The following is a 14,597-nucleotide window of genomic DNA, read 5'->3' on the forward strand; positions in this document are numbered from 1 at the left end:
TGCCCGCGAGGGCGCTATCAAAGGCTGTCTCGTACCATCTGCAAAAACGTCGCCACCAATCGCCGCGAACTCTGCTCACGCAAGCACACCAGCGTTTCGGTCAGCCGCCGCTGGCAATCGACAATCGGCAACGCACAGACCCGCGCATCGGCGCCGAACTCGGCCGCCGACACCACCCCTACGCCGATCCCCACCACCACGGCTTCCCGCGCGGCCTCGCGACCCTCGACCTGGATCGCCGGGCGGATGCGCAGGCCCGCTCGCTGCATTTCTTCCTCAAGGGTCTGGCGGGTCACCGAGCCCGGCTCGCGCAGCACGATTGGCGTGTCATCGAGGTCGGCCAGGCTGATCGAGCCACGGCTGGCCCAGGGGTGGTTGTGGGACACGAACGCCACCATCGGATCGCTGCGCATCGGCACGCAGAGCAGGCGTTCGTCGTCGACGTCGCGACCGAGCAGCGCCAGGTCGGCCTGATAGTTGAACAGTCGCAGCAGCGATTCGTCGGTATTGCCCGTCTCGATCTTGATGTGGATGCCGGGGTACTGCTGACAGAACTGGGCGATCTGCGGCAGTACGTGCACGGGCGCATCCACGGCCAGCACCAGGGTGCCGGTCTGCAGCGCGCGTGAGTCCTGGAGCAGTTCGTGGGCCTCGGCCTCGCACACGAACAAGCGCTGGGTGATGGCCAGCAGACGCTCGCCCAGGTCGGTCAACTGCACCGAACGCTTGTTGCGGTGAAACAGCAACACCCCGAAGCGTTCCTCCAGTTTTCGCACCTGATCGGAGATCGCCGGCTGGGTCAGAAACAACCGTTCGGCGGCACGGGTAAAGCTGCCGTGCACGGCAACGGCATGGAAGGCTTTCAACTGCGCGTGGGAAACCGACATCGCTGCACCTGTTACAAGCTGAGCTTATTTGTGAAATACGATAAATCGATTTTATTTATCAGTCAGTAATTGATTTGATCTCCTTCAGCCCGGTGCGTCTCTTGCAGTGACCAACGGGTCATGGGCCTGGCTGACAACGCATAACAATACCCGCATGCTCCAGGTTCCATCTGACCAGGTGTCGACCCTGACCGGTCGTCACGCAGTGCGCAACACAAGAACAACACAGGCGTTTTTTAAAAATTCTGCCGGCACACTCAAGCTCCGAGGTCAGAGTCACCATGAACAAATACAGTGCAGATATAAAGCGTTGGCGCGTGCAGATCTTTGCCATTACCTGGATTGCCTACGCTGCGTTCTATTTCACCCGCAAAGCCTTTTCGGTGGCCAAGCTCGGCATCGGCGAAGACCCAAGCTTTACCCTCGACAAAATGGCCATGGCCAACCTCGATGCCATCTACCTCGCCGCCTATGCGGTAGGGCAGTTCACCTGGGGCATGCTCGCCGACCGCTTCGGCCCACGGGTGGTGGTGCTGGGCGGCCTGATCATCTCGGCGGCCGCCGCCCTGGTCATGGGCAGCTACGCCACCTTCCCGATCTTCGCAACCTGCATGCTGGTCCAGGGCCTGGCGCAATCCACCGGCTGGGCGGGGTTGTGCAAGAACATCGGCAGCTTCTTTCCCTCGTCGCAGCGCGGGCGGGTATTGGGGCTGTGGAGCTCATGCTATGCCTTCGGCGGCCTGGTGGCGTCACCGTTCGCGGGGTGGTGGGCCTACACCCTGATCGGCAGCTGGCATGCGGCGTTTTTCTCCAGTGCCGCCGTGGTGGCAGTGGTGGCCGTGCTGTTCTTCTTCCTGCAGCGCAACAAGCCTGAAGACGTCGGCCTGCCGGCAGTAGACCCGGAACCTGAAAGCATGGTGCCCGGCAATACGATCTGCAGCGTGTGGGCGCCACTGCGCGAGATCCTGCGCAACCGTACGGTGCTGACCCTGGGCCTTGCCTACTTCATGCTCAAGCCGGCGCGCTACGCCATTTTGTTGTGGGGCCCGGTGATCGTCTTCGAGCAGATGCCCTCGGTGGGCAAGGTGGGGGCGGCGATTATCCCTACCGCTTTCGAACTGGCCGGTTTGCTGGGCCCGATCATGATCGGCCTGGCTTCCGATAAGCTCTTCGGAGCCCGGCGCATGCCAGCCTGTGTCATCAGCCTGCTGGTGCTCACCGTGGTGCTGGCGCTGTTCATGGGCGCGATGCAAAGCGGCAGCGTGATACTGGTGGTGGCCTTGCTGTTCGTCATGGGCCTGACCCTGTACGGACCGGACTCGATGATCAGCGGCGCGGCCGCCATCGACTTCGGCACGGCCAAGGCCGGCGCCACGGCAGCGGGCTTCGTCAATGGCTGCGGTTCGGTGGGGGCGATCCTCGGTGGCCTGCTGCCAGGCTACTTCGACGGCGTCACGGTGTTCATCGTGTTTGCTGGCTGCGCCCTGTTCTCGGCGCTGGTACTGGTGCCGCACTGGAACAGCCGACCGGCCACGGCCGAGCATACCCCGGCGGTTGCGCCCAACACCGCCATGGCCATAAAACCCCTGCGTACCTGAAACTTTCGAGGAACCCGACCATGAGACCCTTCTGGCTGCAACAGGCGCTGGATCAGGAAGATGCGCCCGCGTGCCCACCCCTGACCGCCGACACTCGTGCTGATGTGTGCATCGTCGGCGGTGGCTACACCGGGCTGTGGACCGCGCTGATGCTCAAGGAACAGAACCCGGCCCTGGACGTCGTGCTGATCGAAGCCGACATCTGCGGCGCCGGGGCCAGTGGGCGCAACGGTGGTTGTGCGTTGTCGTGGTCGGCCAAGTTCTTCACCCTCGAACGACTGTTCGGCCTGCAGGAAGCGGTGCGCCTGGTGCAGGCGTCGGAGCAGAGCATCCATGCCATCGGCGATTTCTGCCGCGCGCATGGCATCGACGCCGACTACCGCCTGGACGGTACCCTCTACACCGCCACCAACCGCGCCCAGATGGGCGCCACCGATGGCGTGATCGCCGCCCTGGAGCGCCAGGGCATCAATTCTTTCCAGCGCTTGCCGGTGGAGCAGGTGCAGCGCCTGGCAGGTTCGGCCAAGCACCTGGAAGGCTGGTTCTCCCCGGCAGCGGCCACGGTGCAACCGGGCAAGCTGGTGCGCGGCTTGCGCCGGGTTGCCTTGCAAAAGGGCGTGCGTATTCACGAAGGCACCGCCATGACCGGCCTGCAGGAAGGGCCGCAGGCGGTGGTCGAGACCACCCGGGGCGCAGTGCGTGCCGACCGCGTGGTGCTGGCGCTCAATGCCTGGATGGCGCGGGCCTTCCCGCAGTTCGAGCGCAGCGTGGCGATTGTCTCCAGCGACATGATCATCACCGAGCCCCGGCCCGACCTGCTGCGCCAGATGGGATTGACCAGCGGCATCAGCGTGCTCGACTCGCGGATTTTCGTGCATTACTACCACAACACCAGCGATGGCCGGCTGATGCTCGGCAAGGGTGGCAATACCTTTGCCTACGGCGGGCGGATGCTGCCGGTATTCGACCAGCCGTCGCCCTATGAAGGGCTGCTGCGCCGCAGCCTGGGCGAGTTTTTCCCAAGCCTTGCCCAGGTCCCGGTGGCGGCCACCTGGAATGGCCCCTCGGACCGTTCCGTCACCGGCCTTCCGTTCTTCGGCAAGCTCGGTGCCCAGGGCAATGTGTTCTACGGCTTTGGCTATTCGGGCAGTGGCGTGGGCCCGTGCCACATGGGCGGGCAGATCCTGTCGTCGCTGGTGCTGGGCCTGGACAACCCCTGGACCCGTTCCCCGCTGGTCAATGGCCCGCTGGGATACTTTCCGCCCGAACCCATCCGTTACCTGGGCTCACTGATGGTGCGCAACGCCATTCGTCGCAAGGAGCAGGCCGAGGACCACGGGCACCGGCCGCGGCGCCTGGATGTGCGCCTGGCCCGCTTTGCCGCTGCGGCGGGCAAGGCCGACAAGGCCTGAGCAGTTTTTTTGTCGATTGCCACAACGAGGATGTATAAACTGCACCCACTTTGCCGGTCGCTACCTGAACCGGCACCTGAAACAAGAGAGTCGAGATGGGCGCACAGTGGAAAGCCAAGCATAGAGAAGCAGCAGCCAACGCCAAGGGCAAGATCATGGGCAAGCTGTCCAAAGAGATCCAGATCGCTGCCAAGTCCGGTGCCGACCCGGACATGAACCCGCGCTTGCGCCTGGCGATCGAGCAGGCCAAGAAAGCCTCCATGACCCGCGAGACCCTGGAGCGGGCGATCCGCAAGGGTGCAGGCCTGGATGGCGATGCGGTGCAGTACACCCTGGTGACCTATGAAGGCTTTGCCCCGCATCAGGTGCCGCTGATCGTCGAGTGCCTGACCGACAACGTCAACCGCACCGTGGCGCAGATTCGCGTGCTGTTTCGCAAGGGCCAGTTGGGTGCTTCGGGTTCGGTGGCCTGGGACTTCAACCATGTCGGCTTGATCGAGGCGGCGCCGGCCAGCGCGGAAGCTGATCCGGAAATGGCGGCGATCGAAGCGGGTGCGCAGGATTTCGAGGAAGGTGAAGAAGAGGGTTCGACCCTGTTCATCACTGACACCACCGACCTGGATGCCGTGCAGAAGGCCCTGCCGGAGTTTGGCTTCACCGTGAGTTCGGCGAAGATCGGTTATACCCCGAAGAACCCGGTCAGCGGCTTGAGCGATGAGCAGATGGCCGAGGTCGAGGCGTTCTTGCATGCCATCGACGACAACGATGATGTGCAGAACGTTTATGTAGGTCTGGCCGGGTAATTTGCTGCCGCTCCCGTGGATGTGGGAGCGGCTTGCTCCGCGATCGGCCGCGAAGCGGTCGTAGTTCGGGCAGCCCCGAAAGTGCAGGCTGTACTGGCCTCTCGCGGGGCAGGCCCGTGCCTGCCAGCACCGGTGGCGGGCCGATATTTCCCCACCCTGCATTTGTGCATGTCCGATGAGACTTAAGTCGCCTGGCACCCGGGCCGTTGATGGCCATAATCGTTATTCGCCCTTTTTAATAACAACAAGCCCAGGGTTCAGTAACGATGACTTATCAGCACAGCTACGCCCACTCCATTGCCGACCCCGCCACTTTCTGGGCCGAGCAGGCCGATCGTTTGGCCTGGTATCGCAAGCCGCTCAATACCCTCAGTGAAAACGCCGATGGCACCCACCAGTGGTTTGCCGACGGGCGCCTGAACAGTTGCTACCTGGCCCTGGATCATCAGATCGAGCAAGGCCGCGGCGAGCAGACGGCGCTGATCTACGACTCGCCGGTAACCGGCAGCCAGCAATCGTTCACCTATACGCAGTTGCGCGACGAAGTGGCGCGCCTGGCCGGGTTGCTGCGTGCGCTGGGCGTCGAGAAGGGCGATGGAGTGATCATCTACATGCCGATGGTGCCCCAGGCGGCCATGGCGATGCTGGCCTGCGCCCGTATCGGCGCGGTGCACTCGGTGGTGTTCGGCGGCTTTGCCGCCAACGAGCTGGCCCTGCGCATCGACGATGCGCGACCCACCCTGTTGCTGACGGCCTCCTGCGGGCTGGAGTTCGACCGGGTCATCGAATACAAGCCGCTGGTCGATCGCGCGCTGCAACTGGCCAGGCACCAACCGCGCCAGGTGCTGGTGCTACAACGCCCGCAAGCCGAGGCAAACCTGATCGAAGGCCGCGACCTGGACTGGCAGGCGGCGGTGGCTGGAGCCAGCCCCGTGGCGCCGGTCGAGCTGGCTGCCGCCGACCCGCTGTACATCATGTATACCTCCGGCACCACCGGCAAACCCAAGGGTATCGTCCGCGAGAACGGCGGGAATGCCGTGGCCCTGGGCTTTGCCATGCGCCATATCTATGGGATGCAGGCGGGTGACGTGTGGTGGGGCATCTCCGATGTCGGCTGGGTGGTGGGTCACTCGCTGATCGTCTACGGGCCATTGATGAACGGCTGCACCACGGTGTTCTACGAGGGCAAGCCGATCCGCACCCCGGATGCCGGTGCCTACTGGCGGGTGGTGGAGCAATACCGGGTCAACGGCTTGTTCTGCGCGCCCACGGCCATGCGCGCGATTCGCAAGGAAGACCCCGAGGGCGCGCTGCTGCAGCGCTATGACCTGAGTTCCCTGCGCCAACTGTTCCTGGCCGGCGAGAAGCTCGACTCCAGCACTCATCAATGGCTGGAAGCCACCAGTGGCAAGACCGTCCACGACCATTGGTGGCAGACCGAGACCGGCTGGCCGGTGACCGCGCCGTGTGTCGGGCTTGACGGGTGTGCGGCACGACCGGGCTCGAGCAACCGTGCGGTGCCGGGGTACCACGTGCGGGTGCTGGACGATGACGGCCACCTGCTCGACGCCAACCAGCAGGGCGCCATTGTGATTGCCCTGCCGTTGCCGCCCGGTTGCAGCCAGACCCTGTGGGGCGACCACCAGCGTTACCTGGACGCCTACCTCACTGCCTATCCCGGCTACTACCACACCGGCGACGGCGGCTATCTGGACGAAGACGGCTTTGTCTACATCATGGGACGCACCGATGACGTGATCAACGTTTCGGGCCATCGCCTGTCCACCGGCGAAATGGAAGACCTGGTGGCGCGTCACCCGGCCGTGGCCGAATGCGCGGTGATTGGCGTGCATGACGAGATCAAGGGGCAGGTGCCATTGGCGTTGGTGGTGCTCAAGGACGGCCAGGGCATCAGCGAGGCCGCCCTGCAGAGCGAGCTGGTGGCCAGTGTGCGCGAGCAGATCGGTGCCCTGGCATGCTTCAACCGGGTGCGGGTGGTCAAGCGCCTGCCCAAGACCCGCTCCGGCAAGATCCTGCGCGCAGTACTGCGCAAGATCGCCGACCAGCAGCCTTATACGCCGCCCTCGACCCTGGACGATCCAGCGGTACTGGGGGAAATCGAAGCGGTACTGGCCAGCCTCGCCCGGGCGGGTTGAAGCGCTCGGCCTGCCCGGCAGTCAGGCCGGGCAGGCCGATGCCTGTGGCTGCTGGAGCTGGCCCAGGCGGCTGCGGGTACGCGCCAGGTCGCTGGCCGTGCCGCCCAGGCTCTGCGCCAGCGGCGCCGTGCCAATCAGTACCAGGTGCTTGTCCTGGTCATAGAGCACATCCACCAGGTTGATGAAGCGTTGCTGCGCGGCGATCGAGCAGTCTTCCAGGCGTGGCAGGCGGTCGATGATCCAGTGGTCGAAGCGTTGCGCCAGCGCCAGGTAGTCGATGACCGCCGTGGGCTGTTCGCAGAGCTCGGCGAAATCGAACCCTACCGTGCCTCCCTGGCTCATCCGGGCCGACAATACCCGCTTGCCCACCGTAATGCTGACCGGCGTATCGCCCATGGGCGGCAAGCGCAGTGCCTGGCGCTGCACAGGGCTGCCCGGCCACAAGTAATGTCCCTGGGTGAAGCGTTGTTGGCTGGCATGGGTGGGCAGGTTGCGGTAGTCCTGCTCGCCACCGACCTCAAGTACCTGCATCTGGCTGTTGATCAGGCGGATGACAGGCTCGAAACGCTGGTGGTAGAGCGGATTGGGCAATAGGCCTTCGGGGGTGTAGTTGGAAGTCACCAGGAGAAAGATCCGCCGCGCGAACAACGCCTGGAACAGGCGGGTGATGAGCATGGCGTCGCCGATGTCGTGCACATGGAATTCATCGAAACACAGCACCTGGCACGTCCCGAGCAACTCATCGAGCGTGCAGGCCAGGGCATCGTCCTGGTGGCGATGGTCGAACATGCCCTGGTGCAGGTGGGCGAAGAAGTTGTGAAAGTGCAGGCGCTTTTTGTGAGCGTGGGGCAGGACTTGGAAGAAGCCATCGAGCAGCCAGCTTTTGCCACGTCCGACTTCGCCATACAGGTACAGGCTGCGCGCCTCGCTGCTGCCGATCAGGGCGGCCTGGCTGGCCATGTGCTCGATGACTGCCAGCTGGCCCTGGCTCAGGGTGTAGCCCTGGGCTGATGCCTTTTCATTGAAATGCTGACGAACGGTACCGGCAATGCCGCTGTCACCCTTTTGCGGGGCAACCCGGGGGCGGCGAAAGGGGCGTAAAGAACGTATCCAGGAAGGCAGCAGAGTCAACAAACAGGGCTCCTTGAGGGCTTGGGGACTCAAGGACCGGCTTGAGCGAGCGCGGCTAATTTAACCAATCGCGGCAGCGTCGGCCAGCGCTCCCTTGCCCGGATTTTCCGCCTGGAAAAAGTGTACAGGCGTTGTACATTCCCGAGTGGGCTGGCAGGTTTTGCCTCGGCTGCTACCCTGATTTTCAGATTTATCCTGCGTCGAAGGAAGATAAGGTGAAGGGATGCCTGCTGGCAGCGCTGTTTGGGCTGACGCTTGTAAACAGTGCAGTTGCCGCCGATTTCATGGTCGAAGTCAAAGTGGATGTGCAGCGTGGCTGTGTATTGATCCATCAGCCCCGCGATGCTGGCGCCCAGGCCCTGGGCGTCCTCGACTTCGGCAGTGTCGCACGCCTGGATGACCCCGCCGGCCCCTTGAGCAGCCAACTGCTCGCCCAGCGCCCACCCCGCCTTGAATGCAATCCCGATACCGCTTACCAAGTGAAGGTCGATGGCGGCCAGCACGGCGGCGTGGGTGAAGTGCGCTACCTGTCCAGCAATCAACCGTTGGCACGGCCGATTCCCTATCGCTTGTACCAGGATCCGGCGTGGCGCATGCCCTTGCCGGTCAATGTCGCGCAGCACGCCCGGGTGCCGGATTCAGGCTCGGTGGCGTTGCCACTGTATGCGCGTATCGACCGCCTGGCCCAGGTGCCGCAGGTGGGTGGCTACTCGGACCTGCTCAAAGTCACCGTGACCTGGTAAGACCAGGAACGGCGCCTGCTAGAGGAACCGGCAGTATGAAACGACTCCTGTTGTTGAGCGCTGCACCCTTGCTGTTGGTCAGCCCGGATGCATTTGCCGCCATGAACGGGCATGTTCACGCCCGGCTGGTGATTACCAGTGCTTGTCAGATCAGTGGCGACCCGAGCGCTGGGGTGATCGAGTCGCCGGGGGCGGGGGTGCTGGACTTCGGCAGCCAGGGCCCCAGTTGGGTCGCGCCGTTGCGTTCGCACCTTGACGAAGCCGCCGGCGAGGGCAGCCTGCAAGTGCGCTGCAACCCCGCCGTGCGGGCCTTTACCGTGAGCATCAACGGCGGTGCCAATGGCGATGGGGCCATTCGCCGCCTGAGCAACGGCCGCGTGCTGATTCCCTACGAATTATCGGCCGACCCTTCCGGCCGGGCCCGCTACGACATCGGGCAGACCCGCAACTTTTCGGTCGCAAGCGGCGCGCAAGTGCCGATTCCGATCTACGGCGCGGTGGTTGCCCATCCCAAGGCGCTGCCGGCCGGCATCTACCGCGACACCCTGATGGTGACCCTGGACTGGTAACTCGCAAGGAGTGACTCATGCATCCGTACATTTCCCGCTTTATCTTCGCAGGCGTTGGCCTGGCGCTTGGCACGCTTGGCAGCCAGGCGCTGGCCGACACCGTCACGGGCAACATCAACGCCACCCTGACGCTGATCGCCAGTTGCCAGGTCAACGGCGGTACCGGTGCCACTGGCCAGAACTTCGGTACGCTGAACTTCGGGACCCAGGACGCGCTGTTCGCCTCTGCCAATGCCCAGGTGATGGGTGATGGGGGCGGCGCCATGAGCATCCTGTGTTCCAGTGGCACCATCCCGGCCATCAAGGTGGGCGCCGGGGCCAACGACAACCAGTCGGACGGCGGCAGCCGCGCACTGGCCGATGGCAATGGCAACTATGTGCCCTATGACTTCTACACCGACGCGGGGCATACGCAACTGCTCGCCATCGACGGGGTGATCACCTTGCCGACCAGCACCGGGGTGGCGCAGACGGTCGACCTGTACGGCCAGGCCAGCGGCAAGCCGGGCCTGCCAGCCGGGGTCTACACCGACACGGTGGCGGTCGAACTGAGTTTCTGAGCCATGCGCCGGGTGTTTCCCAGGTTGCTGGCAATGCTGCTGTGCAGCGCCGCAGCACCGCTGGATGCAGCACTTACCAGCACCTTCCAGGTCAGTGCCACAGTCGCTGCGGGATGCCTGGTGGCGGGGAGCGCAAGCAACTACGGCAACCTGGATTTCGGCAGTTACTCGGCGCTGTCCGTCGGCAGTGTGACCACAGCCCTCGGTGGCACCACGGTGACCTTGCAGTGCACGCCCGGGGTCAATCTGAGCATGAGTGTCGATGCCGGGCAGAACGGCGCCAGCGGTACACGCAACCTCAAGCGCAGCAGCGGCGCATCGCTGGTGGCCTATCAACTGTTTCGCGATGCCGGCTTCAGCCAGGGGCTGGGCATCAACCAGAGCGTACCGGTGAGCTACAGCAATGCGGCAGCCATCAAGCTGGCGGTGTACGCCAGGGCGCAACTGACTGGCAAGTTGCCTGCTGGCAACTACACGGACGTAGTGCAGGTGGTGCTGAGCTTTTGAAGCCCGGCCAATGGACGACACGACAATAAGGAGCAAGGCATGGGGGCAAGCGCTGGTTGTGCGCGCAGAGTCAAATGGGCGGCCTTTGGGCTGGCACTGCTGAGCAGTGCGCCGCTGCAGGCAGCCACTTCGGTGTTGATCTGGCCAGTCGACCCGGTGCTCGAGTCAGGCCAGAAGGCCGGTGCCTTGTGGCTGGAAAACCGCGGCAGCGAGCCTGCCAACCTGCAGGTACGGGTGTTCGCCTGGCGCCAGGGCGAGTTCGACGACCAGTACCAGGCCCAGCGCGAGATCATCGGCAGCCCGCCGGTGGCCAATATCGCCCCTGGGCAAAAGCAGCTGATCCGCCTGACCCGCACCGGCACCTCGCCGGTTGGCCAGGAACAGGCCTACCGGATCATCATCGATGAAATTCCTCCCGCGTTGCCGCCTGCGGCCAGTGCCGACAAGCCCCAGGCGGCGATCCGCTTTCAGATGCGCTACTCGGTGCCCCTGTTCGTGTATGGCGAAGGCCTGTGGGGCAAGGCCGATGCCAGCGGCCAGCGCGGCGATGCCGGGGTCGGCAGGCCGGCGTTGAGCTGGCGGCAGGTGTCGGTGCAGGGCAAGCCTTTTGTGGAAATCCGCAATACCGGACCAGTACATGCGCGCCTGACCGATGTGGTATTGCAGCAGGGCGGCCAGAGCCGGCCGCTGGTGGATGGCCTGCTCGGGTATGTACTGCCTGGCGCCAGTATGCGCTGGCCGGCACCGCAGCCGATGACGCCGGCCACGGTACTCAAGGGCCGGGTCAACGGGCAGGAGCCGGCGCAAGCCCTGAACCAGGGCCAGTGATCACCTGCAGGTAGCACCGCATCAGGGGCCAGGGAGGACCCGGTAATGGTTGGATATTGTGTGTGAGGGTTTCTCTGGCCGCGGCACGCCGCCTGGCGCTGAGGGCTTGCGGCTTGACCGTGCTGAGCTGTGCGCCGCTGTTTGGCGGCGAACTGCCGCCACCGCCGGTGTCCCTGGAGGCGGTGACCGACGCGCCGTTGTATCTCGAACTGGTGGTCAACCAGATGAGCAGCCCTGAGCCGGTCGCTGTGCAGCAACGCGCCGGACGCCTGTACATGGCCACTGCCGAATTGCGGGCCGCCGGTATCGAGCTGCCCGGTGAATACGGCGTAGAGGTTGCGCTGGACAGCATTCCGGGCCTGCACAGCGACTACGACAGCCAGGGTCAGCGCCTGGTCGTCCAGGTACCGCCGGGCTGGCTGCCGACCCAGCGCATCGGTAATTCGCAGTTGTATCCGCCCAGCGAGGCGCGCAGCAGTTTTGGCGCGCTGTTGAACTACGACCTGTACCTGAACGATACCGACGATGGCGGCCGCTACCTGGCGGCCTGGAACGAGCTGCGGCTGTTCGACGGTTGGGGCACGTTGTCGACGACCGGGCAATGGCGCCAGGTCCTGGGCGGCAATCAGTTCGACGACAGTCAGGAAGGCTTCCGTCGTTACGACACCACCTGGCGCTACACCGACGAAGCCCGCCTGCTGACCCTGGAAGTCGGCGATGTGCTCAGCGGTGCCTTGCCCTGGACCAGTTCGGTTCGCCTGGGCGGCGTGCAAGTGTCGCGCGACTTCGGCGTACGCCCTGACCTGGTCACCTATCCGCTGCCAGCCTTTGCCGGCGAGGCGGCGGTGCCTTCGTCGGTGGACCTGTTCATCAACGGCTACAAAAGCTCCAGCGCCGAGCTTCAGCCTGGCCCCTATACCCTGACCAACGTTCCGTTCATCAACGGGGCAGGGGAAGCGGTGGTGGTGACCACCGATGCGCTGGGCCGGCAGGTGTCGACCACCTTGCCGTTCTATGTCACCAGCAGCCTGTTGCAAAAAGGCCTGGCAGACTTCTCGGTGGCCGCAGGTAACCTGCGCCGTGACTATGCGATCCGCGATTTTGCCTACGGGCCGGGCGTGGCGGCAGGCAGCCTGCGCTATGGCCTGAGCGACAGCGTGACGCTGGAAAGCCATGCCGAAGCCGCCGAATCCCTGGCCCTGGGTGGCCTGGGCGGCAATGTGCAGGTGGGCAACTGGGGGGTGGTCAACGCGGCCGTCAGCCAGAGCCGCTTTGACAGTCGCAGCGGCCAGCAATTGAGCCTGGGCTACCAGTACAACAGCCGGCGCCTGGGGTTTAACTACCAGCGGTTGCAACGCCACGGCGACTACGCCGACCTGTCGCTGGTCGACAGCCCCTATGCGCGGCTGAGCCAGCGCAGCGAGCAAGCCACGCTGAGCCTGAACCTGGACCGGTACGGCAGCCTGGGGGCCGGTTATTTCGATGTGCGTGCCGGTGACAACAGCCGTACCCGGCTGATCAACCTGAGCTGGAGCAAGTCGCTGTGGGCCAACAGCAGCCTGTACCTGTCGGCCAACCGCGAAATCGGCGCAAGCCAGTGGGCGGTGCAGGCGCAGCTGGTGATTCCGTTCGACCTGCGCGGCACCCTGAGCATGAGCCTTGAGCGCAACCAGGCCGGAGAGAACCTGCAACGGGTCAACTACAGTCGCGCTGTGCCGAGCCAGGGCGGTATGGGTTTCAACCTCGGTTACGCCGATGGCGACCGCGAGGCGTATCGACAGGCCGACCTGACCTGGCGCCTGCAGTCGGTGCAACTGCAGGCCGGGTTGTACGGCAGCGACGACAACATGACGCGGTGGGCCGACGCCAGTGGCTCGCTGGTGTGGATGGATGCCGGAGTGTTCGCCGCCAACCGCATCGACGACGCCTTTGTGGTGGTCAGCACCGACGGCTTCGCCGACGTGCCGGTGAGCTACGAAAACCAGCGGGTGGGCCGCACCGACAAGAACGGGCACCTGCTGGTGCCCTGGAGCAGTGGCTATTACCGCGGCAAGTACGAGATCGACCCGATGGAGCTGCCCAGCACCGTGCAGGTGCAGCAGGTCGAACAGAAGGTGGCGGTGCGCCGCGGCACAGGCTACTTGCTGGAATTCCCCATGCGCAACGTGGTGGCCGCCAGCCTGCAGCTGGTGGATGCCAACCACAAGGACCTGCCATTGGGCAGCCAGGTGCTGCACGAGCAGAGTGGCGGCCATGCGGTGGTGGGCTGGGACGGGTTGGTTTACCTGGAGGGCCTGGCCGAGCACAACAGCCTGGTGGTCGAGCTGGCCGCCGGTGGCCGTTGCCGGGTGCAGTTCGACATGGACGGCGATCAGCAGCAGGTGCCGCTGATCGGGCCGCTGGTATGCCGATGAAACGCCTGCTGGCGTGCCTGGTGCTACTGGCCAGTTCCCAGGCATACGGCCTGTGCGCGGTGGTGGCGACGGCGCCGGCAAGCTTCGGCTCGGTCAGCTCCTCGCTGGTGCTCAGTGCGGTGCAGTCGGCCTCGACCACCAATGCCGGCCTGCAGTGCACCGGGTCGCTGCTGACCCTGCTGCGCACGGATGACCACTTCTATGCCACCTTCACTCCCGTCGGCAGCACCACCGGGCTGGTGGGTCCCACCGGCGACGTGATCCCCTACACCCTGTATGCCAACAACAGCACCAGCTACCCGATAACGCGCGGGCTGGCCTATGACTTTGCCCGCAATGGAATCATCGATGCCCTCGGGCTACTGGGAGGCAGCACGCCGCGATCGGTACCGATCTACTTGAAGACGCGGGTTGGTGCCAACGTCGCGGCCGGGCTTTATCGGGAAACGCTGGCGGTGTACTGGAACATCGACTATTGCTACGGCATTGGCGTAGGCAACCTGCTGTGCCTGGGGCGCCAGAAGCTCGAAGGCACCAGCAACCTGACCATCAGCCTGACCGTGACCAACGACTGCCAGATCACCACACCGAGCATCAGTTTTGGCAGCGCGCCGGTGGTGGGTGGCTTTGCCGCCGTCAATGGCAATGTGAACATTTCCTGCACCAAGGGCAGCAACTACACCGTAGGCCTGGACGATGGCCAGAACGTCGCGGGTGGGCGACGGCGGATGAAGTCGGCGGCCAACAACTACCTGGCCTACGACCTCTTCAAAAGCGCCGGCAATGTGCGCTGGGGCAAGCTCACCAGTAGCCGCCGCGCCAGTACCGACGCCGATATCAACCCGGGTGCCGGTACGGGTAACGGCAGCCAGGTCTTCAATTACAACGCCAAGGTCTACACCGACCAGGCCACGCCGCCAGCAGGCACATACCAGGACAGCATCATTCTCGATGTGCAGTTCTAGCGCTGTAGGGGCGGGCTTGATCTG

General features: G+C 64.5%; 13 protein-coding genes. 11 read left to right on the forward strand and 2 right to left on the reverse strand.

What is annotated here, in order from left to right; translation table 11 throughout:
* Window positions 1-17: 17 nt before the first annotated feature.
* Window positions 18-887, reverse strand: coding sequence for a LysR family transcriptional regulator (locus tag NPS58_RS05765; protein WP_274114336.1), 870 nt, complete (start codon window positions 885-887; stop codon window positions 18-20).
* A 281-nt stretch (window positions 888-1,168) separates the two neighbouring features.
* Between NPS58_RS05765 and NPS58_RS05770 the strand changes: the two genes are divergently transcribed.
* The 4 genes from NPS58_RS05770 (at window position 1,169) to NPS58_RS05785 (ending at window position 6,856) form a co-directional block, all read left to right on the forward strand.
* Window positions 1,169-2,485: an MFS transporter gene (locus NPS58_RS05770; protein ID WP_274114338.1), complete on the forward strand. Its 1,317-nt coding sequence runs from the start codon at window positions 1,169-1,171 to the stop codon at window positions 2,483-2,485.
* Window positions 2,486-2,505: 20 nt separating this feature from the next.
* Entirely contained in the window at window positions 2,506-3,897 is a 1,392-nt protein-coding gene (locus tag NPS58_RS05775; RefSeq protein WP_274114340.1) for an FAD-dependent oxidoreductase, read from the forward strand.
* Window positions 3,898-3,992: 95 nt separating this feature from the next.
* Complete coding sequence (locus tag NPS58_RS05780; RefSeq protein ID WP_274114342.1) at window positions 3,993-4,700, forward strand: YebC/PmpR family DNA-binding transcriptional regulator; 708 nt, start codon at window positions 3,993-3,995, stop codon at window positions 4,698-4,700.
* 266 nt (window positions 4,701-4,966) lie between these two features.
* The gene (locus tag NPS58_RS05785) at window positions 4,967-6,856 is read left to right on the forward strand and encodes a propionyl-CoA synthetase (protein WP_274114344.1); all 1,890 of its coding nucleotides are present in this window, start codon (window positions 4,967-4,969) and stop codon (window positions 6,854-6,856) included.
* A gap of 21 nt (window positions 6,857-6,877) precedes the next feature.
* Here NPS58_RS05785 and zapE read toward each other — a convergent pair whose 3' ends face one another.
* Window positions 6,878-7,990, reverse strand: coding sequence for a cell division protein ZapE (gene zapE, locus NPS58_RS05790; protein WP_425313023.1), 1,113 nt, complete (start codon window positions 7,988-7,990; stop codon window positions 6,878-6,880).
* A gap of 212 nt (window positions 7,991-8,202) precedes the next feature.
* Here zapE and NPS58_RS05795 point away from each other — a divergent pair, with 212 nt between their 5' ends.
* The 7 genes from NPS58_RS05795 (at window position 8,203) to NPS58_RS05825 (ending at window position 14,573) form a co-directional block, all read left to right on the forward strand.
* Window positions 8,203-8,730: a Csu type fimbrial protein gene (locus NPS58_RS05795; protein ID WP_274114346.1), complete on the forward strand. Its 528-nt coding sequence runs from the start codon at window positions 8,203-8,205 to the stop codon at window positions 8,728-8,730.
* 35 nt (window positions 8,731-8,765) lie between these two features.
* The gene (locus tag NPS58_RS05800; RefSeq protein WP_274114349.1) at window positions 8,766-9,299 is read left to right on the forward strand and encodes a Csu type fimbrial protein; all 534 of its coding nucleotides are present in this window, start codon (window positions 8,766-8,768) and stop codon (window positions 9,297-9,299) included.
* A 17-nt stretch (window positions 9,300-9,316) separates the two neighbouring features.
* Window positions 9,317-9,859 carry a Csu type fimbrial protein gene (locus NPS58_RS05805; protein ID WP_274114351.1) on the forward strand — a complete coding sequence of 181 codons (543 nt, stop codon included), beginning with the start codon at window positions 9,317-9,319 and terminating at the stop codon, window positions 9,857-9,859.
* A gap of 3 nt (window positions 9,860-9,862) precedes the next feature.
* A complete protein-coding gene (locus NPS58_RS05810; protein ID WP_425313024.1) occupies window positions 9,863-10,366 on the forward strand; it encodes a Csu type fimbrial protein in 504 nt (167 codons plus the stop codon).
* A gap of 39 nt (window positions 10,367-10,405) precedes the next feature.
* A complete protein-coding gene (locus NPS58_RS05815; protein ID WP_274114354.1) occupies window positions 10,406-11,194 on the forward strand; it encodes a fimbrial biogenesis chaperone in 789 nt (262 codons plus the stop codon).
* Between the two features lie 62 nt (window positions 11,195-11,256).
* Entirely contained in the window at window positions 11,257-13,608 is a 2,352-nt protein-coding gene (locus NPS58_RS05820) for a fimbria/pilus outer membrane usher protein (protein ID WP_425313025.1), read from the forward strand.
* Window positions 13,605-14,573: a Csu type fimbrial protein gene (locus tag NPS58_RS05825; RefSeq protein WP_274114356.1), complete on the forward strand. Its 969-nt coding sequence runs from the start codon at window positions 13,605-13,607 to the stop codon at window positions 14,571-14,573. The genes NPS58_RS05820 and NPS58_RS05825 overlap by 4 nt, the downstream gene beginning before the upstream one ends.
* The last annotated feature ends 24 nt before the right edge of the window (window positions 14,574-14,597 follow it).

This window comes from Pseudomonas putida (assembly GCF_028682455.1).
Lineage (GTDB): Bacteria > Pseudomonadota > Gammaproteobacteria > Pseudomonadales > Pseudomonadaceae > Aquipseudomonas > Aquipseudomonas putida_AA.

Coding starts and splice junctions, on each gene's coding strand:
- NPS58_RS05765 (WP_274114336.1), bottom strand. CDS start 887: ATGTCGGTTTCCCACGCGCAGTTGAAAGCCTTCCATGCCGTTGCCGTG.
- NPS58_RS05770 (WP_274114338.1), top strand. CDS start 1,169: ATGAACAAATACAGTGCAGATATAAAGCGTTGGCGCGTGCAGATCTTT.
- NPS58_RS05775 (WP_274114340.1), top strand. CDS start 2,506: ATGAGACCCTTCTGGCTGCAACAGGCGCTGGATCAGGAAGATGCGCCC.
- NPS58_RS05780 (WP_274114342.1), top strand. CDS start 3,993: ATGGGCGCACAGTGGAAAGCCAAGCATAGAGAAGCAGCAGCCAACGCC.
- NPS58_RS05785 (WP_274114344.1), top strand. CDS start 4,967: ATGACTTATCAGCACAGCTACGCCCACTCCATTGCCGACCCCGCCACT.
- NPS58_RS05800 (WP_274114349.1), top strand. CDS start 8,766: ATGAAACGACTCCTGTTGTTGAGCGCTGCACCCTTGCTGTTGGTCAGC.
- NPS58_RS05805 (WP_274114351.1), top strand. CDS start 9,317: ATGCATCCGTACATTTCCCGCTTTATCTTCGCAGGCGTTGGCCTGGCG.
- NPS58_RS05810 (WP_425313024.1), top strand. CDS start 9,863: ATGCGCCGGGTGTTTCCCAGGTTGCTGGCAATGCTGCTGTGCAGCGCC.
- NPS58_RS05815 (WP_274114354.1), top strand. CDS start 10,406: ATGGGGGCAAGCGCTGGTTGTGCGCGCAGAGTCAAATGGGCGGCCTTT.
- NPS58_RS05825 (WP_274114356.1), top strand. CDS start 13,605: ATGAAACGCCTGCTGGCGTGCCTGGTGCTACTGGCCAGTTCCCAGGCA.